Origin of the sequence: Geodermatophilus sabuli, from assembly GCF_900215145.1 — a bacterium.
GTDB lineage: Bacteria > Actinomycetota > Actinomycetes > Mycobacteriales > Geodermatophilaceae > Geodermatophilus > Geodermatophilus sabuli.
Genome location: NZ_OBDO01000006.1, coordinates 178,520 through 200,724, shown reverse-complemented (window position 1 = coordinate 200,724; position 22,205 = coordinate 178,520). Strand labels below are relative to the sequence as shown.

The following is a 22,205-nucleotide window of genomic DNA, read 5'->3' as shown; positions in this document are numbered from 1 at the left end:
CGGACGGGAGTCCGCCGTGGGCGGTCAGCCGCTCGGGCGCAGGCCCACCATCAACCCGATCTCCCCCGCTTGGATGTCCTCCTCGCGCTGGTTGAGGAGCGTGAGACGCCGTCGCAGGATGCCCGCATCGCCCTTGCTGGTGAGCCGGGTGTCCAGGATCTCCACCCGGCACCGCACCGTGTCACCGATGAGCAGCGGCCGCCGGAACTGCCAGTCCTCGATGCCCAGCAGTGCGATCGAGCAGGACTCGAAGACCCCGAGCCGGGATGCCAGTCCCAGAGCCACGGACAACGAGCGCTCCCTTCCGATCGACCGGCCCCTGCGGAGGGACGGTCCCGAGAGTCGTCGGCCGGTCGGTGTGGGCGCCTCGACCTCTCGTCCGAGTCCACCGTCGTCCCACCGTTGCCGGCGGCTCCACTCCCCCACGGGACTCGGACCCTTCCGAACGCTCAGAAACCCGAGACCAGGAGGAGCACCTACGACGCCGTCGAGAAGGCGACGGTCACGCGGCTAACGGATCGCCTCGTAGAGAGCCTCCATGGGAGTCACGTCGAACTCGGGGCCGAGGTAGGACCGTAGGCAGGCGAACGACAGGCCACGACTCGGGTCGGCCCAGCCGTACTGGCCTCCCTGACCGGGATGCCCGAAGCCGGCGCCGTCCCGTCCGAAGCTCGCTCCCAGGTTCGGCGACAGGTGGAAGCCCAGCGCCCACCGCGCCGGCGTACCCCAGAACTCGCTGGTCCCCTCGAACTCCACCGCGCTGGCGTTCTGCACCGCGCTCTCCGACAGCAACCGGACGCCGTCGAGCTCGCCACCCCGGGCCAGCAGCTGGTACATACGCGCCAGGTCGCGGGCGGTGCTGATGCCGTTGGTCCCGGACAGTTGAACGGCGATGCCCGGGCCCTCGTTCATGAACCGCTCGAGTTCGACGATGAGGTTGGAGTTCCCCGTGGCCAGCAGGGACTGGCCCAGCGGGGTGTCCGCCGAGGTGAAGTCCCGTTCGAACGCGAGGCGCTCGGGCGTCGCCTCGGTCGCCGCCGGGGGGTTGATGACGCGGGCTCGGCGCTCGCCGAGCTGGTCGCCGGCAGGAGCTCCGAGACGGATGTCGATGCCCAGCGGCGTGGCGATCTCCTCACGGATCACGTCCCGCATCGAGCTCCCCGTCACCCTCCGGACGAGCTCGTCCATCATCCAGCCGTAGGTGAGGGCGTGGTAAGTCGCCTTGGTACCCGGCTCCCAGAGCGGGGTGGCCGTCGCGATCCGGCGCATGATCTCGTCCTCGCGCTCCCAGCCAGTTCCGTCCGGGCACATGAAGTCCAGGTAGCCGGGGACCGTGGTCACACCCGAGGTGTGCGAGAAGACGTGACGTACGAGGACGCGCCCCTTGCCCCCTGCGGCGAACTCGGGCCAGTACGTCGCGACGGGCGCATCGAGGTCGAGCAGTCCGCGGTCGACGCAGATGTGGCCCGCCAGCGCCGTGACCCCCTTGATGGCCGACATGGTGACCGCCGGAGTGTCCTGCTGCCAGGGCCGGCCCGGTGCGGCCTCCCCCAACCAGAGGTCCACCACAGGCCGACCGTCGAGATAGGCGGCGAAAGCCGCTCCACCCGGTCGAGTGGCGGAGGCGGCGAAGGCGTCCCGGACCCCTTCGAACCCTGCCTCCACGAAGCCGCCGACCACGGACGACTCCGCCGCCTCCGTGCTCGTCGGTGCCCCCTGATGTCCACGCCGCAGCTCGGTGCTGCCGACTGGCACGTCCGCCTGTGTGCTGCGCGTCAACCCGGACACCACATGCTCAGCTGAAGGCCGGCCCCCGGGTGTCGGGGTCTGCTGGTCACTGGAACTCATCGTCGGGTTCCTCTCTCGTTCCCTCATCGGAAGCGTGCGCGCCAGCGCAGGCCGCCCCATGGATCAGCGGGGCCGTGAGACAGGCAGCCTCAGTGATGACAGGCGGCCGATCGCCGTTCGGAACGGGCCGCACCCGCCCTGACAGTCGCGCGGTACTCATGGTGCGGCCTGCCCGCCACCACGATCGATGACCATCCGCGCAGGTTCCCTGTGCACATCTGCAGACGTTTCCGGTGACCCGAGGTACGACTGTCAACGACGGCCCAAAGTTGACCCCCTAGCGACGGGGGGGGTTCCAGGGGCGAAGGGGTCAGTTTCAAGGCGCCGTCGACACGGACAGTCTGCGGCCGACACGGCAGCCGGATCACGAAGCACGCTGGGACCCCTCCCGACCAGCGCTCGATGCGAGGGGGGCGCATGCGGGTCCGGAAGGCCACCGAGCCGCCGTCGGCGCTGTGGCCGGCGCCGACTGGCTGCCGGTCGCAGGTCCAGCCGTGACAGGCCTCGTCACGTCCCGCGTGAGCGCACTGTGCATGTGCGGCGCGTCCAGTGGCACTTCGCATGAGCTCGGCGATTGAGGGACCACAATCGCTGGTACCAGCAGAGGCACCTGGGTTTCAGCAGGAGCACGGTGTACGGAGCACGCCTTGCAGCGGTTTGCCCAGAGGAGCATGGCGGGATGGCATCGCGGGCGGACGGTAAGGATGAGGAGCGCCGCGACTAGGAGCTACAAGAGATCACGGTTGGAGTGCTGGAACCGCACAACGCCCCGATCACCCTCGCGGCCTACGACCCCGACTGGCCTCGGCGGTTCGACCGCGAGGCCGACCGCCTTCGCTCGGTGCTCGGCAACGAGGCACTGCGCATCGAGCACGTCGGGTCGACCTCGGTTCCCGGCCTGATGGCCAAGCCCATCATCGACATCCTGCTGGTCGTGCCGGATTCGGCGGACGAGCCGTGCTACGTGCCGCATCTGCAGACGGTCGGCTACGTCATGCGGATTCGGGAGCCAGAGTGGTTCGAGCACCGCCTGTTCAGAGGGCCGGACACCGCCATCAACCTGCACGTCTTCAGCTCAGGCGCGGCCGAAGTGGAGCGGATGCTGCGCTTCCGGGACCGGCTGCGCGACGACCACACCGCGCGGGACCGCTACCAGCGCGCCAAACGCGAGCTCGCTCAGCAGACCTGGCGGCATGTGCAGGACTACGCCGATGCCAAGACCGCCGTCATCACCGAAATCCTTGACGACGCGGAGGGCGTACCCATCCCGGGGCCTGTAGCCGACGGGTCGTAAGTGGCGCATCCGCCGCGATTGCCAGCACGGCGCTCATCTCATGAGCCCCGATCGGCTTTGCTCCGAGGGCGCGTTTGCTCGCCTGTGCGGGCTCGCACCGCTGCCGACCAGCGGCACCGGTTCCAGCCGTGGCGGCCGTCGTGCGGCGAACTGGGGGCGATTCCCGAGCTTGGGTCGCCGGCTGGATACGCAGGTCAGGGGCCTGCCGGCCCTCAGGACTCGGCACCCGGACCAGCGCTTGCTGGCGAGGTCAGCCGTAGCTGGGGTCGAGAGGAGTCGAGGGGGTCACGGCAACGGCGTCGAGCGCAGGAGTTGCGAGGACGGCGGCGATCGCCGCGGGGCTGCCGCCGACGTAGGTCAGGTAGCCGTCGATCTCGGTGGCGACCAGCCAGGTCCGATCGGCCGGCCACCACAGGCTCGCGCAGCGCCACTCCAGCGGAGTCGGCAGCACCGGGGCGGCGGCCACCGGCCCGGTGAGCAGGTGATAGCCCCGATCCGGGGTTCGAACGCGCATGGGCCGGTCTCTCCAGGCGTCGGTCTCCTCGAGGCCGAAGCCCTCCCAGAGACAGAAGTAGGCCTCCTCCGGCGTCCCGGTGAAGCTGGAGAGGATGCCGGCGAGGACCTCGGTCTCCTGTGCGTCCAGGCCGCCGTCGGAGGGCCGGCCCCAGCGGTCCGCCCCCGCCACGAGGTCGTCGAACCGGATCTCGGCGGTGAGCGGCACGCCGGTGTGCACGGCGATCTCCGACCACCGGTGCCGCCGCTCGCCGTCCGGGTCGTATGTGGGGGGCAGCACCCGGGCGTAGGCAGGGAAGACCGACGGCACCATCGCCGCGACCGTCCTGGACCTGGCGCTGGATGTCAGCGCTGTCTCCACCCAGGCCGCAGGCCCGACGTGGGCCAGCACCGACAATCCCGGCGCCCAGGGAACGGGCTCCCTCGGTTCCATCTCGCCATTCTCTTGGCTCCTCCTCTCCTGTCGGGGATGCTTTCCGCGACAGGCGGCCGGAGCGCCAGCGGTATCACTCTGACGCCGAACCGAGCGCAGGCCGAGTTCGGCAGCAGGCGTTGCCCTTGGTTGCTGAGGCCAACCCCGCAACACCAACTCAGGCGGAGTGATCGCCGAGGAGACCCTCGACGACGCCGTCGTCGCCACCAACCGGGTCCTGCACGGTCCCGAGCACCTCAGCCGGCTGATCCTGCCGATCATCCGACCGGTGAGGGTCGCCAGGCCGGCCCGCGCAGTCACCGCTCCCAAGTCCTGAAACCCCAGGAGGAACCCATGCGTGCAGCAGTCATCACCGCCTTGACCGGCCCGGACGCCGTGGAGGTGCGCGAGGTCCCCGACCCCGTGCCGCGGCCGGGGCAGGTGCTGGTCGACGTGGACTTCGCGGGCGTCGTCTTCCCGGACGTGCTGCAGACCCGCGGCGAGTACCAACTGCGCCCCGAGCTGCCCTTCACCCCGGGGTGGGAGGTCGCCGGGGTGGTACGTGAGGACACCGGTCACTTCGCGGCCGGTGACCGGGTGGCGGCGATGCCGGTCACCGGCGGCTTCGCCGAGACCGTCGCCGTCGACGCGGACATGGTCTTCCCGCTGCCCGACGACGTGCCGGCCGACAAGGGGGCGGCGCTGCCGCTCAACTACCTGACCATGCACTTCGCCCTCACCCGCCGCGCTCGGCTGGAGACGGGCGAGACCGTTCTGGTGCACGGCGCGGCGGGTGGCGTCGGAACCGCTGCATGCCAGTTGGCCGCGGCCTACGGGGCACGGGTGATCGCGGTCGTGTCCACTCCGGACAAGGGCGAGGTCGCCCGCGCCGCCGGAGCGCACGAGGTCGTGCCGGTCGACGGGTTCCGCGACGAGGTCCGCCGGCTGACCGAGGGACGAGGTGTGGACGTCGTGGTCGACCCCGTCGGCGGGGACCGCTTCACGGACTCGCTGCGCTCACTGGCCCGCGAGGGCCGGCTGGTGGTCCTCGGCTTCACCGGCCGGGAGATCCCCACGGTCAAGGTCAATCGGCTGCTGCTGACCAACACCACGGTGATGGGCGCCGCCTCAGCGGAGTTCTGGCGAACCGAGCCGGGGTACGTGGCTCAGCAATGGCGCGACCTCGTACCGCTCATGCAGTCCGGTGCCATCGACCCCCCGATCGGTTCGGTCTTCTCACTGGACGAGACGGCGGCAGCGATCCGGGAGATCGACCAGCGCCGAGCGGCGGGAAGAGTGCTCCTGCGTGTGCGCGAGTCGACGGCATCCCGGTGACCGTCGAGGTCAGTTGTAGATCAACCGGTTCACGCGGACCAGGAAGTCCCCGCTCAGCGAGCGGGCATCAGACAACTAGGCCGCCGGTCGAGGGTCGGCATCGCCGTCGAGCGGGTCGGCGAGGCCGTTCCACCGACTGCCCGCCCTCCCTCTCCCGCGAGGGCCGGCCGTCGTGCCCGAATACACCGGCCGTCGGCATCCCGCATCGTCACCAGCAGCGGCCTCCACCGTCGATCAGCGCCGTCACGAGGCAGTCGGTGATACGCCGCCGAGAAGGCCGCGGACGAAACGGCTAGCGGATCGCCTCGTAGAGCGCGTCCATCGGAGCCAGGTCATCTCGCAGGTCGAGGTAGGACCGCACGTAGGCGAACGACAGCCCACGACCCGGGTCGGCCCAGGCGTACTGGCCTCCCTGTCCAGGTTGCCCGAACCTCGAGCCGTCCAGTCCGTAACGCGTCCCCATGTTCCCCGACAGCTGGTATCCGAGCGCCCACTGGGCCGGCGTGCCCCAGAGCTCGTCGGTCCCGTCGAACTCCGAGGTGGCGGCGTTCTCCACCGCGGCCTCCGACAGCAACCGGACGTCGTCGAGCTCGCCACGTCGGGCGAGGAGCTGGTACATCCGCGCCAGGCCACGGGCGGTGCCGATGCCGTTGGTGCCGGACAGCGGGACGGTGATGCCTGGCCCGTCGTTCACGAACCGGTCGAGTTCGATGATGGGGTTGGAGGGGTCCCGGTGGCCATCAGGGACTGACCGAACGGGGTGTCCGCCGAGGTGAACGCCCGCTCGAAGGTGAGCCTCTCGGGCTGCTCCTCGGTCGCCCGTGGCGGCGTGATGACCCGAGCTCGGCGCGCGCCGAGCGAGTCACCGGCGGGGCTCCGAGACGGATGTCGATGCCCAGCGGTGTCGCGATCTCGTCGCGGATGACGTCCTGCACCGACTTCGCCGTGACCCGCCGGATCAGCTCGTTCAGCATCCAGCCGAGGTGAAGGCGTGGTAAGTCGCCTCGGTACCCGGCTCCCAGAGCGGTGTGGCCGCCGCGATCCGGCGACCGGCGCGAGTGCGCCGATCCCCCGCCAGGGCCTCACCGCTCGGTCAGCAGTTCCGCAGCATCGGTGAAGGGCAGCTCGTGCGCCTCGGCAACCGGCTGATTGACGAGGTGCCCGTCGACGGTGCTCAATCCCAGGCGCAGCGCCGGGTCGACCGCGGCGGCGCCGACGACGCCGTGCTGGGCGACCCGGACGACGTACGGCAACGTGGCCGAGGTCAAGGCGAGTGTGGAGGTGCGGGCCACCGCTCCGGGGATGTTGGCCACGCAGTAGTGGGTGACACCCTCCTCGACGTAGGTGGGGTCGGAATGGGTGGTCGGCCGGCTGGTCTCAAAGCACCCGCCCTGGTCGATGGCGATGTCGACCACCACGCTGCCCGGGCTCATCGCGGCGACCATGTCCCGGCTGACCAGCTTGGGCGCCTTCGCGCCGGGCACCAGGACCGCGCCGATCACGACGTCGGCCTCGGCGACGTACGCGGCCGTCCGGGCCCGGTTGGGCGTCACCAGGTCCAGTCGCCCGCCGAAGATGTCGGACAGGTAGGCGAGCCGGCTGGGGTTCGTGTCGAGAACCCGGACGATGGCCCGCATGCCCAGGGCGATCTTCGCCGCCTCGGTGCCGGCCACGCCGCCGCCGATGATGAGGACCTTCGCCGCCGGGGTGCCGGGGACGCCGCCGAGGAGGATCCCCGCTCCCCCGGCTGGGCTCTCCAGGTGGTGCGCGGCCGCCTGCACGGCCATCCGGCCGGCGACCTCGCTCATCGGCGTGAGCAGCGGGAGCTTGCGGTCGGGGGTCTGCACGGTCTCGTACGCGATGGAGTCGATCCGCCGCTCGAGCAGGAACTCGGTCAGTCCGCGGTCGGCAGCCAGGTGCAGGTACGTGAACAGCTGCTGGCCCGGGCGGAACCGGTCGTACTCCGCGGGCACCGGCTCCTTGACCTTGAGGATCAGATCGGCTGAGGCGAACACATCGTCCGCCGTCGGGACGACCTCGGCGCCGACCGCGGCGTACTCGTCGTCGGCGAAGCGTGACCCGGTGCCGGCGCCTGACTGCACGACGACCTGGTGACCGTTGTGCACCAGCTCGACGACGCCGTCCGGGGTGAGGGCCACCCGCTTCTCGTTGTCCTTGATCTCGCTCGGTACACCGATGACGAGCGTGCTCATGTCGTGTCTCCTCCGGTCGAGGGCCCGGCGCGGTGCGCACCGGAGCGTGTGGTCGGGAGCCAGGACGCTGATGCGGTCGCGGCTCGGTGGAACCAGCGGATCCTCGCGTCAGACCAGTTCCTGGGCCTCGGGCGAGGTCTGCCGCAGGATCTGCGTGGTCATCCCAGGCTCCTCGTGGGTGACGTCCCACTGAGAGGTGGATGTAGTCCTCACCGTGTCGGTCAGCGGTGTGGTGACTATGACGCGATCAGTGCCGGCTGCGCCACCTCCTCCGCTGAGTCCCTGCGGTTGGCGAGCAGAGCCATGGAGCCTGCGGAGAGGTAGCGGCGGTCGGAGACCTGCCATTCGTCGTGGGCCTCGGCCAGGACCGCGCCGGCCAGCCATGGCTGCCGTGGAACAGGCTGATCGCCGCTCTGACCTGGCAGCGTGCCCAGCCGGGGAGTCGATGCTCGCCATCGGAGCCTCCGCGGCCGACGTGACCGCGACGGTGCTCCGAGTGGCCGCCGCGTACGGACTGACCAGCTGCCAGGTCGACGTCACGTTCCCGTCGCTGATGGTCAGCTACGACCGGGGAGAATTCGGTCCCCCTCACCGCGATGCACACCGTACGTACGCCCCGGATGGACTACACCCGCCTGCAGGGGGTCACGGAGCTGGCGCACGCCATCGGCGCCGGGGGTATCGACATCGAGGAGGCGCACCGCCGGCTGGACGCAGTCGTGTCGGCACCACACACGTACCGCCGCATCGTCCACGCGCTGGGCTGGTCCGGCGTGGCCGGGTCCACCGGCATCGTCGTGGGCATCGCCGGCGTGCTGGACCTCGCCCAGCGAGCACAGGTTCCGCTGGACGTCGTCCCCCAGTCGCCTTCACCTGCGCCGTTCGTCGTGGGGCTGGCGGCGTCGGCTGGGATCGCCGGGTTCTGGGCCTGGCCTCCGAGGCCCGTCCACGCGCCACCGGCCTCGCCGCGGTGGCCGGCGCACTGGCCTGGACGACGTTCTGGGCGGCCAGCGGGCTGGGCACCGGCCCCGCGGTCGCCAGCGGGATCGCGGCGGTCGCCATCGGGTTCTGCGGAGAGCTGCTGACCGAGCGGCTCCGGATGCCGCCGATGCTCGTCGCGGTCTGCGGCATCGTCCCGCTGTTGCCGGGCCTGACGATCTACCGAGGCCTCTTCGCGATCGTCGTGGACGCCGACATCCAAGGCGGACTCAACGCCCTCGTCGGAGCGGGCGCCATCGGGCTCGCGCTCGCCGCCGGCGTCACGCTGGGCGAGTACCTCGGCAGACCGGTCAGGGGTGGACGCGACCGGTACGACCGGCGTGTGCGCCGTCGGGCCACGACCGCCGAGTGGGTTCCGCCGAGGACACCGGCGAGGGCGGGCTCCGGATCGGGCGAGACCCTTCAGCTCCGGGGATGTGATTCTCGTCGCTCCCCCGTAGTGTCGGCTCCCGGTAGCCACCTGAACGCCAGTCACCCAGAACGGGAGGCGTGATGGTCAACCGAGTGCTGATGTGGGCTGCTGCGAGCCCCCGGCTCCAGCGGCAGGTCACCGAGAACCCGGTTGCCCGCCGGGCCGCACACCGCTTCGTCGCTGGGGCGAGGCTGGAGGACGCGCTCGAGGCGGCAGCGGAACTCAACTCCCGTGGCATCGGCAGCATCCTCGATCTCCTCGGTGAGGGGGTCGAGGACCTGTCCGGCGTGGGCCACGCCGTGGCCGAGTACGAGGAGGCGACCCAGGCGATCGCCGCTCAGGGTCTGGATTCCACGATCTCCATCAAACTGTCCCAGTTGGGGCAGACCGTGGACCGGGATGCGTGCGTGGCCAACCTGGGTCGGATCCTCGGCGGGGCCAAGGCGGTGGGTGTCCGGGTCGAGATCGACATGGAGGACAGCACCCTCGTCCCGGACACACTGGAACTGTTCCGGGAGGCGGCGACCGCGCATCCGCAGACGCGGCTCGCCATCCAGGCGATGCTGCGCCGCACGCCCCTGGACTTGGAGGCGTTGGCGCCGCTGAAGCCACGGGTCCGGTTGGTCAAGGGCGCCTACGCGGAACCGGTCGAGCTCGCGCAGCAGGGCAAGGGCGAGATCCGGGCGCAGTTCAAGTTCCTCACCGACTGGCTCTTCCGCCACGGTGTCGACCCCGCGTTCGGCACGCACGACGACGAGCTGATCGCACATGCGCGCAAGGCTGCGGTCCAGGCCGGCAAGGGACCCGAGGACTTCGAGTTCCAGTTCCTGTACGGCATCCGCCGCGACCTCCAGCGCGAGCTCGTGGACAACGGTCACCGCGTCCGCGTGTACGTCCCGTTCGGTTCGGCCTGGTACCCCTACCTGACCCGCCGCATGGCCGAGCGTCCCGCCAATCTGCTGTTCTTCCTGCGCGCCCTCGTGGGTCGATGAAGCACCCGACAACAGGAGCGTGATCCGTCATGTTCGACGCCATCACCCAGGTGCCTCCCCCCGTCAACGAGCCCATCCACGACTTCGCCCCCGGCAGCGCGGAACGGACCGCGCTCGAGGCGCGGTTGAAGCAGATCGCCACCGAGCGGGTCGAGCTCACCATGACGATCGGCGGTGAGCAGCGACTCGGCGGCGGCGAGCCCATCGACGTGGTGCAGCCCCACCGCAAGAGCGCCGTGCTCGGCACGATGAACAACGCGACGCCGGAGGACGTCCGGGCCGCCGTGGAGGCAGCGCGCGCCGCCGCTCCGGCGTGGCAGCGCATGTCGTACGACGACCGGGCGGCCATCTTCCTCAAGGCCGCCGAACTGCTCGCCGGTCCGTGGCGGCACACGCTCGCCGCGGCCACGATGCTCGGCCAGAGCAAGACGTGCTACCAGGCGGAGATCGACACGCCCTGCGAGCTGGTCGACTTCTGGCGGTTCAACGTCCACTTCGGCCGGCAGATCCTCGAAGAGCAGCCGATCAGCTCGCCGGGTGTGTGGAACCGCTTCGACCACCGCCCCCTAGAGGGTTTCGTCCTCGCCATCACGCCTTTCAACTTCACGGCCATCGCCGGCAACCTGCCCACCGCGCCGGCCCTCATGGGGAACACCGTGCTGTGGAAGCCGTCACCGACGCAGCAGCTCGCCGCGCACCACACGATGCGGCTGCTGGAGGCAGCGGGCCTGCCCCCCGGCGTCATCAACATGGTCACCGGCGACGGGCGCGCGGTCAGCGAGGTGGCGCTGGTCCATCCCGACATGGCGGGAATCCACTTCACCGGCTCCAGTTCCACCTTCGGTCACCTGTGGCGGACGGTCACGGAGAACCTGACGACCTACCGCGCCTACCCGCGGCTGGTGGGTGAGACCGGCGGCAAGGACTTCGTCGTCGCGCACCCCTCGGCCGACGTCGACGTGCTGCGTACCGCGCTGGTGCGGGGGGCCTTCGAGTTCCAGGGACAGAAGTGCTCGGCGGCCTCCCGGGCCTACATCCCGCGGTCGGTGTGGGATCGACTGCGCGACGGGTTCATCGACGAGGTCGAGGGCATGTCGATGGGGGACATCACGGACTTCTCCGTCTTCCTCGGCGCGGTCATCGACCAGCGGTCCTTCGACCGGCTCAGCGGCGTCCTGGACCGGGTCCGGAGTGAGTCGGGGGTGGAGCTCCTCGCGGGGGGCACCGCCGATGACAGCGAGGGGTTCTTCATCCGTCCCACCGTGGTGCAGGCCGACAACCCGGCCCACGAGATCTTCACCACCGAGTACTTCGGGCCGTTCCTCGGGGTGTTCGTCTACGACGACGCCGACTACGACCGCGTCATCCGCGAGGCCGCCGACATCGCACCGTACGGGCTCACCGGATCGATCATCGCGCAGGACCGCGCCGCGGTCGTCGAGGCCATGGAGGTGCTGCGGTTCTCGGCCGGCAACTTCTACATCAACGACAAACCCACCGGGGCCGTCGTCGGCCAGCAGCCCTTCGGGGGTGCCCGGGCCAGCGGCACCAACGACAAGGCCGGATCGGTGCTCAACCTGCTGCGCTGGGTGTCCCCACGGTCGATCAAGGAGAGCTTCGTACCGCCCACCGACTACCGCTATCCGCACATGGGGAGCTGATGCCGATCCGGCCACCGGCAGGCCGCTGAGAGCAGCGCCCGACCGTGTGGAGGGGGAGTTGCCTCCCCACGGCCCGAACCACCGAGCCCCGCAGCCGCTGACGCCTGGTGGCGCTGATCCGGCCGCGCTGTCCGCGGCGCTGCGGACTCCGAGGACTGTCCTTCGCCCCAGTTGACGGGCGACCTGCACGTCACCGTGGTACCGCCCGATGATGGGGAGAACACTCATGGGTACTCCGACAAGGCAGTCGATGTTCCGGCGCATGCCGGTCGATCAGATGGACGAGATCGAGAAGGAGAGCGGGACCGGCGCGCTCGCCAAGACCCTCGGGCTCTGGCAGCTGACCGCGATCGGTGTCGGCGGCATCATCGGCGTCGGGATCTTCTCCCTCGCGGGGCTGGTGGCGGCCGGGGACGCGGACAACCCCGGCGTCGGGCCGGCCGTGCTGGTCGCCTTCCTCATCGCCGGGCTGGCGTCGGCGGCCGCGGCGGTGTCCTACGCCGAGTTCGCCGGCATGATCCCGCGGGCCGGCTCGGCCTACACCTACGGGTACGTCGCCCTCGGCGAGATCATCGGCTGGTTCATCGGCTGGGACCTGCTCCTGGAGTACATCGCCATCGTCGCGGTCGTGGCGATCGGCATCTCCGGCTACCTCGCGGCGTTCCTCGAGGGCTTCGGGATCGCCCTGCCGCTGTCGATCACCGCGTCTCCCGAGGAGGGCGGCGTCGTCAACATCCCGGCCGTCCTGATCTGCCTGCTCGTCACCTTCATCCTCAGCCGCGGCACGAAGACCTTCGGCCGGTTCGAGCTCATCGCCGTGGCCATCAAGATCGTGCTCATCCTCTTCATCATCGGGCTCGGCATCTTCTACATCGACACCCAGAACTACAACCCGTTCATGCCGGCCGGCTTCGGCCCGGTGCTCACCGGCGCGGCCACCGTCTTCTTCGCGGTCTTCGGCTACGACGCCATGAGCACCGCCGCCGAGGAGGCCGAGGACGGCAGGAAGCACATGCCCAAGGCGATCATCCTGTCGCTGGTCATCGCGATGACGCTCTACGTGGCCGCCACGCTCGTGCTCACCGGGATGCAGAACTACCGGGACATCGATCCGACCGCCGGCTTCGCCTCGGCCTTCACCAGCGTCGGCCTCCCGGTGATCGCCAGCATCATCTCCGTCTTCGCCGTGCTGTCCATCCTGACCGTGATGCTGACCTTCCTGCTCGGCGTCACCCGCGTCTGGTTCTCCATGAGCCGCGACGGGCTGCTGCCCACCTGGTTCGCCAAGGTGGACCGCCACGGCACCCCGCAGCGCGTCACCTGGATCGCCGGCATCGGTGCGGCCGTGCTCGCCGGCGTCTTCCCGATCCGCGCCGTCGCGGACCTGACCAACATCGGCATCCTCTCCGCGTTCATCGTCGTGTGCGCCGCGGTCATCCTGTTCCGCTACACCCAGCCCGACACACCCCGTTCCTTCCGCCTGCCCTTCATGCCCGTCGTCCCCGCCTTCGGAGTCCTGTCGTCGCTGTTCCTGATCTGGCAACTGCCCTGGGAGACCTGGGCGCGCTTCGCGATCTGGCTCCTCATCGGGTTCGCCATCTACTTCACCTACGGCCGCAAGCACTCGCTGCTGAACCCCGACAGCCCGCACCACCGGCGGCAACCGACCTCGAGCCCCTGACGTACGCACGGCGGCACCGCCCGCACGGACGTTGGTGAGCGCCAGAGGTCACGCCAGGCCTCCTCGAGCATGTGCAGCTCGACGGCTCCTCATGAGCAGGCGCCCATCGTCGCGCCGGAGGACACGCCGCTCCCCCACCGCGGCCGCCCGGGTCGTCCTCGTCGCCGAGGTGATCGACCCCAGGTCATCAGACCCGGCTCGGTCCGGGTCCGCGTTCGCCTGCTACCGCGCCGCACCTGCGTCAGCCCGGACGTGGCCGGCGGTCGTGACCGGATCTGGGGCCTCGCGTAGCGACCGCCGGTCGGAGTCGTGCAGGGCGCCGGCGGCGGCGGTCAGCGCGGCGATCACGGCTCCGATCTCCGGATGGCGGGCGGCAGGTCGGGGGAGCACCTCGACGTGTCGGTACACGGTCACGCCGGCGGGCCGAGGAGTGACCACTCCGGGATCTGGCACCGTGTGCATCAGCCGACCTCGCGCTCACCGCCCTTCAGGCAGCGACCGCGGCCGGCACGGCCTCCTCAGCGGCCTGGTCGGCGCGCAGGGAGCGGTAGACGACGTCGGAGAGCCGGCGCTTGAGGCAGCGCAGGGGCTCGCGGCTGGTCTCGGTGGCGCCGACCACCGCCGAGCCAGAGACTTCCCCAGGCCACCTCGCCCGCTGGTCGGGTGCGCTGATCGAGGACAGACATGGAGCTCTTCGAGATGACGCGGCTACTGCCCGGACGTGCGCCCCGTCTCCTCGGTGGGCGCGCCGCTGGGAAGCCCGGAGTCCGCCGAGGCGTCGCGCGCCCTTGGCACCGACGTCGTCGTCGCGCGACCGCTCGGGGTGAACCGCGTGACGAAGTCCAGCGCTGTCTGGGCGACCTCGCGCCAGCCGTGGTCGATCGTGAGGGCGTGGCCTCGGTTCGGCATTCTCACGATCTCCGTCACGGCAGGGTTGCGCCGCTGCCGCTTGTAGGAGGCGTTCGCGATCGCCCACGGCACCGTGTGGTCCTTCTCGCCCTCGATGATCAGCAGCGGACCGCGGTCGGGGTTCTTCGTGTCGACCTGCGCCTCCGTCCGCGGATTGAGGTTCGCGTTGCCCATCTGCACGAGCGAGAGTCCGGAGCCGGCAACGTGGTACCTGTCGTAGAGCTCCCTCGCCTCCTTCTCGTCGAGCGCGTTCGCCCAGCTGTACCTGAACTGGTCGAACGTGAGCGTGAGCGCCCGGCCGCGGGTGCGCGGGTTGATCAGGAAGGGGCCCGCCGACCGGAGCGTGGCGGCCGGCAGCGGCAGCACGCCGCGAAAGATCCCGGGGTCGATCGCCACCGTGGCCGCCGAGAGGCCCCGGCCCGCGAGCATCTGCGCCAGCAGACCCCCGGTCGAGTGCCCGATGAGGGCCGGCTTCTTGTCCAGGGCCTTGATGACCTCGGTGGTGTGATCGGCGATCTGCCTCAAGGACTTCCCGGCGAGGATCTCCGGCTCCGCCCGGGCGGCTTCGATCGTGTCCGGATCGTCTGGCCAGTCCGGCGTGAGCGGTGCGTAGCCGGCCTGCCGGAAGAGGTCCGCCCAGTTGGCCCAGCTGCTCGGCAGCAGCCAGAGGCCGTGGATGAAGACGACTGGGGTGTCGCCGGAGGCGTTGGCGGCCTCGATCTCCCGGATCTCCCGCTTGGACGTCGTTGCCATGACGAGTCTCCTCCGGTCGGAGTGGATGAGTCAGGGAGTGCTGGAAGCTGACGAGGGCCTCAGCAGCGCGACCTCCTGCGCCTCGGAACCGTCCTGCCGCGGTGGCTGCTGGTCATGTCGGCCTCGCCCTGCCGCCACCGGGGTCCTCGCGCGGATCGTCCCGACCAGTCCTGGCCCGCACCAGTGCTCTTCGTCCCTCGGGACCAGCCGGTCAGCGGGCAGCACGAGCGCGTCTACGTGACCGTGCACGGCAAGCCCTCCGCGGTGCTGCTGGCCACCGAGGACCTCGAGTCACTCGAGGAGGCCATCGAGATCCTCGCCGAGGCCGACGCCGACGCCATGCGGCGGCTGCACGCCTCCGAGGCCGAGCTCGCCCGCGGCGAGGTCGAGCGCCGAGAGGACCTGGCGGCGGCCATGGCCCGCCGACGCAGCCAGCGGCAGTGACCGACGCTCCGGAGTTCTACCTCCTCGCCTTCACCCCGACTGCCCGTCGCCAGCTCACCGGCCAACTCCCCGAAGCCGTCTCCGCGGCCGCTCATGCGTTCATCCTCGGCTCGCTGCCCGACCACCCCAACCGCGCGGGCCAGGACTCCCCCACCACTCGGTGACCGGCACAGCGTCCGCTGTGGGACCTACCGAGTCGTCCACCGGCATCGACGGAGGACCCCCGAACCGTCACCGTTCTCGACGTCGCCCACCGGCGCGACGCTCACCGGACGACCGGCTGACTCGCGGCGGGCGTCAGCCGGCACCAACACCGTCGCAGCGCTCCCCAGCGAGCTGATTCCGTCACTGGCGACTGCCTGTGCCGGGACGGCTGCCACCACTGCACGTTCGTGGGCGGGGCCCTCAGCCCGGCGTGACCGGTCCCGGAGACTCGGGGACCACTCGTCGCCGGTCAGCAGGTGAGAGCAGGGCACCCACGACACCGACCACGGTCACCAGGCCACCGACCACGTGCATCGGGGTGAAGCCCTCGCCCAGCAGCAGCCAGGCGAGGCCGCCGGACAGGAACGGCATGGCGAGCTGCATCACCGGCGGCAGGTTGGCCGGAACCCGCGACAGCGAATGCGTCGTGAGGAAGTGGCCCAAGGCGCCGGGAACGACCGCGATGCTCGCCGCGATCAGCAGGTCCGTGGTGTCGATGCTCGAGATCCGTTCCCCGGTCACCGCGGCGAACAACGAGACGGCCAGTCCGGCGACGACCGCCACCCCCAGCAGGAAGGGCAACGCGCCGATGTGGGCCATCGCCTGCTTGGACCAGACGAAGTAGAAGGCGAAGCACACCACGTTCGCCAGCGCCAACGCCATGCCGACCGGATTTCCCTCCGGTCCCGTGGTACCCGCCAGGACGACCAGAGCCGCGCCGACGCCCGCGAGCACCGACCAGAGGCGAAAGGCGAGGCCAGGACGCTCGCCGAAGACCACGAAGGCGAGGACTCCGACCAGGATCGGTTGCAGCACCTGCATCAGGGTCACGTCGACCACCGACATCGCCTTGATCGAGATCATGAAGAACAGCTGGTGTGTGCCGAAGGCCAGACCGGCCGCCGCCGTCCAGCCCCACCCGCGTCGGCTGGCACGCGTTCCCCGTACGCGGTGCCGCCACAGCGTGAGCGCCCCGAGCAGCAGGGCGCCGATCCACAGACGCCAGAAGGACAGCACAGCACCGGACGTGGTGGAGCCGGCGACAAGCACCGGTCCGAGGCTGAAGAGCACGACACCGATCCACAGCATGAGCAACGGCCGCTCGTCCAGCGCCTGAACCGCCCTCGCCCGCGTCGCTGCAGGAGTCACTGAGCGCGACCTCCCGATGTCTCAGGGGACCGCGGGGTCCCAGGCAGGGTCACAGGCAGTAGGGGCAGCACCGGAAACCGCACGCGACCTCGCGCAAGCAGCGGAGCATCGCCTCGGGCCGGACGTCTTTCGGCACCAGGGCCTGCGCACCGACGGCTGAGACCTCGGGACGTGCCGCGTGGACCTCCCCGGTCACCATGACGATCCCAACCTCGGGTCGGACGGAGCGCAGCGCTTCCGGTGAGCGCCAGGCCGTTCATCACTGGCATGGACAGGTCCACGAGGACCACGTCGGGACACTGTTCCCTTCAGGGGACCCCCTCGGTCCGGCACCCTTCACGCGAACCTACGCGAACTCCGGATGCCACACGCCGGGCTGCACACGCTCCGCCACTCGGCCGCCAGCGTCATGCTCACCCGCGGCGTGCCGCTCGAGGTGGTGTGCGAGATCCTCGGCCACTCGTCGATCGCCATCACCGGTCGCTCTCCGTCACCGGTGGATCGGCCGCGCGGACCGTGAAAGTCCCCGTCCGACGCTCGCGCCGCCGGGTGGGGCGCGGGCTCAGGGTGACCTGAAGGTGGTCACACCACCGCCGGACCCCGCGTTGCTGTACCAATTCCCCCGCGCTCGGGCGCGTCGTCTGGATGCGGAGCCTGGTTTCCTGCCCACCGGCACCGGCTCGACCGCGACGGCCATCGTGCGGCGAACAATGCGACGACACGCGCTGTCGCGGTCCTCAACCCCACCCGTCGCGGTCGATCGCCCAGTTCGGGCCGTCCGCCGGCGTCTTCGGGGTCAGGACTCCTCCAGGTCCTGGAGCTGCTGGCGTAACCGGGCGACGGCGTCTCCGGCAGCGGCAGCGCGGTCGCGCGTGGCGGCGATGACATGCTGTGGCGCCTTGGTGAGGAAGCCTTCGTCGGCCAGCCGGTGGGCGGTCTGGTCACGTTCCCGCTCGGCGGCCGCCAGCTGCTTGCGGAGTCTGAGGATCTCGCCGTCGACGTCGACGGCGCCGGACAGGTCGAGGCCCACCCGTGTCGCAGCGGTCGTCACGACCGCCAGCCCGGCGGGCAGCTGGTCTGCGGCTGTGACCGTGAGGTCTGCGAGCGCCCCCAGCTGCGGCGCCCAGAGCGCCAGATCGCCGACGATCGTCGCCGGGACCCTCCTGCCGGGCCGGAGACCTTGCTGAGCGCGGAATCGGCGCACCTCGACCACCAGTTCCTGGAGCCGGCGCAGCTCCGCCTCAGCGGTGGCGTCGTGCGCGCCAACGACGGTCGGCCAGCTCGCGGTCACCACCGTCGTCCCCCCGGTCAACGCCCGCCACAGGACGTCGGTGACGAACGGGACCACCGGGTGCAGCAGGCGAAGCAGCGTGTCGAGACAGCGCCCGAGCACCAGGCGGGTCCGCTCCGCTGCCGCACCGCCCTCGCGCAGCGGGACCTTGGTCAACTCGATGTACCAGTCGAACAGCTCGTCCCAGGCGAAGTGGAAGAGACTGTCGCAGGCCTTGGCGAACTCGAAGCCGTCGTAGAGGACGTCGACCTCGTCCCGCAGCCGGCTCAAACGGGACAGGATCCACCGGTCGGGCATCGACAGGTCGCCAGGCAGTTCGCCCTCGGGTACCCGTGCGCCGTTGAGCGAGGCGAACCGCGTGGCGTTCCAGAGCTTGTTCACGAAGTTGCGGCTGCCCTGCACCCACTCCTCGCTCACCGGCAGGTCGACGCCGGGGTTCGCGCCCCGGGCGAGAGTCCACCGCAGCGCGTCGGCGCCGTAGGCGTCCATCCAGTCGAGCGGGTCGACGACGTTGCCGGCCGACTTGGACATCTTGCGGCCGCGGCCGTCCCGTACCAGCCCGGTGACCGCTACCTGACGGAACGGCACCTGCGGCTGGACGTAGGTGCAGAACATCATCATCCGGGCCACCCAGAAGAAGATGATGTCGTAGCCGGTGACCAGGACGTCGGTCGGATAGAAGCGCTCGAGGTCAGGGGTCTGCTCTGGCCAGCCGAGCGTGGACGCCGGCCACAACGCCGAGGAGAACCACGTGTCCAGGACGTCCTCGTCCTGCACCCACCCCTCACCCGACGGTGTCTCCTCGTCCGCATCGGGGACCACGACCTCTCCGTCAGGGCCGTACCAGACCGGGATCCGGTGCCCCCACCACAGCTGGCGGCTGATGCACCAGTCGTGCATGCCCTCGACCCACCCGAGGTAGCGGTCGGCCATCGCCGCGGGCACGAACACCGTGTCTCCGGTCCGGACCGCGTCGGCGGCCCTCCGGGCCAGCGGGGCGACGCGGACGAACCACTGCAGCGACAGCCGGGGCTCCACCACCGTGCCGCAGCGGGAGCAGTGACCGACCGCGTGCACGTACGGGCGCTGCTCCTCCACGATCAGCTGCTGCTCCCTGAGCGCCGCGACGATCGCCGGGCGCGCCTCGAGGCGGTCGAGGTCCTGGAACGGGCCGGGCACGGTCACCACCCCCCGCTCGTCGAGCACGGTGATCGACGGCAGCCCGTGCCGCAGCCCGATCTCGAAGTCGTTGGGGTCATGGGCCGGGGTGACCTTCACCGCGCCGCTGCCGAAGGCGGGGTCGACGTGCTCATCGGCGACAACAGGGATCTGGCGACCGGTCAGCGGCACGGTCAGCAGGGTGCCGACCAGGTGCGTGTAGCGGTCGTCGTCGGGGTGCACGGCGACGGCGGTGTCCCCCAGCATCGTCTCCGGCCGGGTGGTGGCCACGGTCAGCGCTCCATAGCAGATCGAGACGAGTTCACCCGCGGTGTCGCGGTGCTCGACCTCGATGTCCGACAGCGCGGTCAGGCACCGTGGGCACCAGTTCGTGATCCTCTCGGCGCGGTAGACCAGTCCGTCGTCGTGCAAACGCTTGAAGACGGTGCGGACGGCACGGGAGAGCCCCTCGTCCATGGTGAAGCGCTCCCGGCTCCAGGCCAGCCCCTCGCCCAGGCGCCGCATCTGGCCGAGGATCTTGCCGCCGTACTCCTCCTTCCACTGCCAGACCCGCGTGACGAACGCCTCGCGGCCCAGATCTCGGCGGCTCTTGCCCTCCTTCGCCAGCTCCCGCTCCACGACGTTCTGCGTGGCGATCCCCGCGTGGTCCATACCCGGTAACCACAGCACGTCGAAGCCCTGCATGCGCCTCCGCCGGCTGAGGGCGTCCATGAGCGTGTGCTGGAAGGCATGCCCCAGGTGCAGGGAGCCGGTCACGTTCGGCGGCGGGATGACGATCGCGAAGGGAGGCCTGCCCGAGGTGGGGTCGGCCTCGAAGACCCCCAGATCCATCCAGCGCTGATAGGTCGGGCCCTCCACCGACGCCGGGTCGTAGGCCGTGCCCAGCTCGGGCATCGAGACCGGAGAGCGCTCGGGGCCACCCATGGTCCGAGCCTAGGAACACTTCGGGCCGAGGCGGATGGATGTCACCGCGGACGTGGGGAGCTGTGCAGGACCATCCTTCGTCGGCGGAGTGCGCGGCACCCGGAGCCCTACGGTCGGCACCCGCCCGGACCCACGACCACCCTCGCCGTCCTCACCGACGCCGGCTGGGACGAGGTGGTCGCCACCGCGCCTGGTCGCGTCGCCGAGGTGCGCCGGGTGGTCTTCGACCCGCTGACCAGGACCCAGGTACGCCAGCTACACGAGATCGCAAGGTCGCCAACTCCGACACGCGACATCGAGAAGACCGGCGACCTCACGGAGTCAGTCCCCGGGTCTCCCGAGCCTCAGCCTCCATGTCGATCGCCACGAGGCGGCAGGTTGCCACCTGGACCGCCAGCGACCCCCGAGGGGGCGGACACGTCTCGACCTCGCGCCGGCCATCTGATCACGCCCTCACTGCTGCTCCTGCAAGCGCCGAACGCCCTGCAATCTGGACCGAAGATCACCAAGATCAGAGGCAACACACCTCTTGCCTCCCCCGGTGTGGCCGTCGGGCGGATGAAGCAGCGCTCTGTGAGCTCGGATCGGCCCTCGCTGAGGAACTACTGTCTGGCGATCGACGGCGCCAATGTGGAGAAGATCGTCGATGCCGAGGCGGTGACGGTCGAGGTGTTCGCCCAATGGCTGCACGCCAGGCTCCCCGCCGCCGTGGGCGGGCTGCGCAGCGCGGCGCTGGCCGTCCGGGGTATGGGAGTCCCAGGTCGCTTTCGGCGGCGACAGGTCGTTCCTGTGAGTCCGCTCGGACGACGCTTCGCCCGGGCCGTCGTCGGGCCGTTGCCGATCCCGCTCGCGGACGGGCTCCGGCGGGCCCTGGCGCCGGGCGCCGGGACGTCCCCGTTGACCCGCCTGCGCCGGGCGGCGGTGCGCGGGCTGTACCAGGGTGGGATTCCTCGGGCGGTGTCGAGCTTCCGCCTGATCGACAACCCGGATCTCCAGTTCGTCGCCATCGACTCGCAGGTCCTGGAGCAGCTCTATTGGTGCGGCGAACGGGGCTGGGAGCCCGAGCTGCTGCCCTGGTGGCGGGCTTTCTGTCGTAGCTCACAGTCGGTGCTGGAGCTGGGGACCAACATCGGCTATTTCGCCGTGCAGGGCGGCCGAGCCGCCCCTGGTGTGCGTTACGTCGCCGTGGAGCCGCACCCGGTGTCCGCGCAGATCTGCCGGACACACCTCACCCTCAACCAGGTCGCCTCCGTCGAACTCATCGAGGCCGCTGCGGTAGCCGACCCCGCCGTCTCGACGGTGTCCCTGCTCGTCCCGGATCACCAGGCGGCCACCCCGACGATCGCCTTCCTGCCGGTCGACACCGAACTCCCGCCGGAGATGGCGCGGAACGTCACCACCGCGCACGAGGTGCCGGCGATCGACGTCCGGCGACTGCTCGACGGCGTGGACTTGATCAAGATGGACGTCGAGGGTCAGGAGCACGTCCTGCTCGCGGCCATGCGGACGCACCTTCGTGAGAGGCGACCGACGCTCTTCGTCGAGGTGTTGCCCGGCACGGTGAAGCTCCGCGCGCTGCTGGCCGAACTCTGCACCGCCGAGGGGTACCGCTGCTACGCCGCCACACCTCGACAATTGGTCGAGCTGCTCCCAGAGCAGCTGCCGAACGTGCAGCTCAAGGACGAGTTTGGCGGCCAGGACGTCATCCTCTGCGCCGCCGACCTGCCGCTACCGTGATGCAACGTCTTCCGCGCGGACCGCCCACCCCCGCATACGAGGACTGGGCAGACGCCCCCGGCGTCACCGTGATCGTCATCCGCTGACCGCACCGCGCGGGGCCAGCGACGCTGACACCCCCCGGCCAGCCGCGCAACCCGGCTGCCGCCGCACAGTCCTCCAGCGCCGCCGACACTCCCTGACCCCGGACCACTGGAGGGAAGCTGGAGGAGACGCAGCACTGTCGAGCCCGAGCGCGCGAGCCGTCATGCACAG

The 22,205-nt window shown here is 70.4% G+C and carries 19 protein-coding genes and 4 pseudogenes; 13 read left to right on the top strand and 10 right to left on the bottom strand.

Annotation, left to right across the window (positions count from 1 at the left end):
* Positions 1–24 precede the first annotated feature (24 nt).
* Both CRP39_RS15160 and CRP39_RS15155 read right to left on the bottom strand, forming a co-directional pair.
* The gene (locus CRP39_RS15160) at positions 25–285 is read right to left on the bottom strand and encodes a hotdog family protein (RefSeq protein WP_183358939.1); all 261 of its coding nucleotides are present in this window, start codon (positions 283–285) and stop codon (positions 25–27) included.
* 225 nt (positions 286–510) lie between these two features.
* Positions 511–1,848 carry a serine hydrolase domain-containing protein gene (locus CRP39_RS15155; RefSeq protein ID WP_260180066.1) on the bottom strand — a complete coding sequence of 446 codons (1,338 nt, stop codon included), beginning with the start codon at positions 1,846–1,848 and terminating at the stop codon, positions 511–513.
* Between the two features lie 748 nt (positions 1,849–2,596).
* Here CRP39_RS15155 and CRP39_RS15150 point away from each other — a divergent pair.
* A complete protein-coding gene (locus CRP39_RS15150; protein ID WP_216359754.1) occupies positions 2,597–3,142 on the top strand; it encodes a GrpB family protein in 546 nt (181 codons plus the stop codon).
* Between the two features lie 250 nt (positions 3,143–3,392).
* Here CRP39_RS15150 and CRP39_RS15145 read toward each other — a convergent pair whose 3' ends face one another.
* Entirely contained in the window at positions 3,393–3,968 is a 576-nt protein-coding gene (locus CRP39_RS15145; protein WP_216359753.1) for a hypothetical protein, read from the bottom strand.
* Between the two features lie 286 nt (positions 3,969–4,254).
* Between CRP39_RS15145 and CRP39_RS26875 the strand changes: the two genes are divergently transcribed.
* Positions 4,255–4,404 carry a hypothetical protein gene (locus tag CRP39_RS26875; RefSeq protein WP_172442459.1) on the top strand — a complete coding sequence of 50 codons (150 nt, stop codon included), beginning with the start codon at positions 4,255–4,257 and terminating at the stop codon, positions 4,402–4,404.
* A gap of 17 nt (positions 4,405–4,421) precedes the next feature.
* Entirely contained in the window at positions 4,422–5,402 is a 981-nt protein-coding gene (locus CRP39_RS15140; protein WP_097207205.1) for an NADPH:quinone oxidoreductase family protein, read from the top strand.
* Between the two features lie 292 nt (positions 5,403–5,694).
* Here the strand turns inward: CRP39_RS15140 and CRP39_RS15135 are convergent.
* The 3 genes and pseudogenes from CRP39_RS15135 to CRP39_RS15125 all read right to left on the bottom strand — a co-directional run.
* Positions 5,695–6,171: pseudogene (locus CRP39_RS15135) on the bottom strand (serine hydrolase); the annotation flags it as partial.
* Between the two features lie 313 nt (positions 6,172–6,484).
* Complete coding sequence (gene ald / locus CRP39_RS15130; protein ID WP_097207203.1) at positions 6,485–7,615, bottom strand: alanine dehydrogenase; 1,131 nt, start codon at positions 7,613–7,615, stop codon at positions 6,485–6,487.
* 236 nt (positions 7,616–7,851) lie between these two features.
* Positions 7,852–7,995: pseudogene (locus CRP39_RS15125) on the bottom strand (IS256 family transposase); the annotation flags it as partial.
* Positions 7,996–7,997: 2 nt separating this feature from the next.
* On the opposite strand from CRP39_RS15125, the pseudogene CRP39_RS28245 reads away from it, so the two are divergent.
* From CRP39_RS28245 to CRP39_RS15105, 6 genes and pseudogenes are all read left to right on the top strand, one after another.
* Positions 7,998–8,171 (top strand): annotated as a pseudogene (locus CRP39_RS28245) (threonine/serine exporter family protein); the annotation flags it as partial.
* 40 nt (positions 8,172–8,211) lie between these two features.
* Positions 8,212–8,358, top strand: a pseudogene (locus tag CRP39_RS28085) (threonine/serine exporter family protein); the annotation flags it as partial.
* A gap of 20 nt (positions 8,359–8,378) precedes the next feature.
* Positions 8,379–9,107 (top strand): threonine/serine exporter family protein, encoded by a 729-nt coding sequence (locus CRP39_RS27685; RefSeq protein WP_281253781.1) that lies wholly within the window; start codon positions 8,379–8,381, stop codon positions 9,105–9,107.
* A complete protein-coding gene (locus CRP39_RS15115; RefSeq protein ID WP_097207202.1) occupies positions 9,107–10,018 on the top strand; it encodes a proline dehydrogenase family protein in 912 nt (303 codons plus the stop codon). The genes CRP39_RS27685 and CRP39_RS15115 overlap by 1 nt, the downstream gene beginning before the upstream one ends.
* A 29-nt stretch (positions 10,019–10,047) precedes the next feature.
* Complete coding sequence (gene pruA / locus CRP39_RS15110; protein WP_097207201.1) at positions 10,048–11,679, top strand: L-glutamate gamma-semialdehyde dehydrogenase; 1,632 nt, start codon at positions 10,048–10,050, stop codon at positions 11,677–11,679.
* A gap of 226 nt (positions 11,680–11,905) precedes the next feature.
* Positions 11,906–13,360, top strand: a complete 1,455-nt coding sequence (locus CRP39_RS15105) for an amino acid permease (RefSeq protein WP_097207200.1) — start codon at positions 11,906–11,908, stop codon at positions 13,358–13,360.
* Between the two features lie 487 nt (positions 13,361–13,847).
* On the opposite strand, the gene CRP39_RS28080 is transcribed toward CRP39_RS15105, so the two are convergent.
* Both CRP39_RS28080 and CRP39_RS15095 read right to left on the bottom strand, forming a co-directional pair.
* On the bottom strand, positions 13,848–13,979 hold the full coding sequence (locus tag CRP39_RS28080; protein WP_260180067.1) for a hypothetical protein: 132 nt from the start codon (positions 13,977–13,979) through the stop codon (positions 13,848–13,850).
* 89 nt (positions 13,980–14,068) lie between these two features.
* Complete coding sequence (locus tag CRP39_RS15095; protein WP_097207198.1) at positions 14,069–15,022, bottom strand: alpha/beta hydrolase; 954 nt, start codon at positions 15,020–15,022, stop codon at positions 14,069–14,071.
* 183 nt (positions 15,023–15,205) lie between these two features.
* Here CRP39_RS15095 and CRP39_RS15090 point away from each other — a divergent pair, with 183 nt between their 5' ends.
* Together CRP39_RS15090 and CRP39_RS27235 are read left to right on the top strand one after the other, a co-directional pair.
* Positions 15,206–15,466, top strand: coding sequence for a type II toxin-antitoxin system Phd/YefM family antitoxin (locus CRP39_RS15090; RefSeq protein WP_216359752.1), 261 nt, complete (start codon positions 15,206–15,208; stop codon positions 15,464–15,466).
* Positions 15,463–15,630: a hypothetical protein gene (locus CRP39_RS27235; protein ID WP_216359751.1), complete on the top strand. Its 168-nt coding sequence runs from the start codon at positions 15,463–15,465 to the stop codon at positions 15,628–15,630. Before CRP39_RS15090 ends, CRP39_RS27235 begins: the two co-directional genes overlap by 4 nt.
* 241 nt (positions 15,631–15,871) lie before the next feature.
* Here CRP39_RS27235 and CRP39_RS15080 read toward each other — a convergent pair whose 3' ends face one another.
* Complete coding sequence (locus CRP39_RS15080) at positions 15,872–16,819, bottom strand: DMT family transporter (protein WP_143426656.1); 948 nt, start codon at positions 16,817–16,819, stop codon at positions 15,872–15,874.
* Between the two features lie 361 nt (positions 16,820–17,180).
* Here CRP39_RS15080 and CRP39_RS28370 point away from each other — a divergent pair, with 361 nt between their 5' ends.
* A complete protein-coding gene (locus CRP39_RS28370) occupies positions 17,181–17,339 on the top strand; it encodes a tyrosine-type recombinase/integrase (RefSeq protein ID WP_097207195.1) in 159 nt (52 codons plus the stop codon).
* A 276-nt stretch (positions 17,340–17,615) separates the two neighbouring features.
* Here the strand turns inward: CRP39_RS28370 and CRP39_RS15070 are convergent, their stop codons facing one another.
* Positions 17,616–20,213 (bottom strand): valine--tRNA ligase, encoded by a 2,598-nt coding sequence (locus CRP39_RS15070; RefSeq protein WP_097207194.1) that lies wholly within the window; start codon positions 20,211–20,213, stop codon positions 17,616–17,618.
* Positions 20,214–20,756: 543 nt separating this feature from the next.
* On the opposite strand from CRP39_RS15070, the gene CRP39_RS26865 reads away from it, so the two are divergent.
* Entirely contained in the window at positions 20,757–21,950 is a 1,194-nt protein-coding gene (locus tag CRP39_RS26865; protein ID WP_172442458.1) for an FkbM family methyltransferase, read from the top strand.
* The last annotated feature ends 255 nt before the right edge of the window (positions 21,951–22,205 follow it).

Excerpts from the sequence above, each read along its gene's own strand:
- CRP39_RS15155 (WP_260180066.1), bottom strand. The coding sequence starts at position 1,848 with ATGAGTTCCAGTGACCAGCAGACCCCGACACCCGGGGGCCGGCCTTCA.
- CRP39_RS15145 (WP_216359753.1), bottom strand. The coding sequence starts at position 3,968 with ATGGTGCCGTCGGTCTTCCCTGCCTACGCCCGGGTGCTGCCCCCCACA.
- CRP39_RS15140 (WP_097207205.1), top strand. The coding sequence starts at position 4,422 with ATGCGTGCAGCAGTCATCACCGCCTTGACCGGCCCGGACGCCGTGGAG.
- ald (WP_097207203.1), bottom strand. The coding sequence starts at position 7,615 with ATGAGCACGCTCGTCATCGGTGTACCGAGCGAGATCAAGGACAACGAG.
- CRP39_RS15115 (WP_097207202.1), top strand. The coding sequence starts at position 9,107 with ATGGTCAACCGAGTGCTGATGTGGGCTGCTGCGAGCCCCCGGCTCCAG.
- pruA (WP_097207201.1), top strand. The coding sequence starts at position 10,048 with ATGTTCGACGCCATCACCCAGGTGCCTCCCCCCGTCAACGAGCCCATC.
- CRP39_RS15105 (WP_097207200.1), top strand. The coding sequence starts at position 11,906 with ATGGGTACTCCGACAAGGCAGTCGATGTTCCGGCGCATGCCGGTCGAT.
- CRP39_RS15095 (WP_097207198.1), bottom strand. The coding sequence starts at position 15,022 with ATGGCAACGACGTCCAAGCGGGAGATCCGGGAGATCGAGGCCGCCAAC.
- CRP39_RS28370 (WP_097207195.1), top strand. The coding sequence starts at position 17,181 with ATGCCACACGCCGGGCTGCACACGCTCCGCCACTCGGCCGCCAGCGTC.
- CRP39_RS15070 (WP_097207194.1), bottom strand. The coding sequence starts at position 20,213 with ATGGGTGGCCCCGAGCGCTCTCCGGTCTCGATGCCCGAGCTGGGCACG.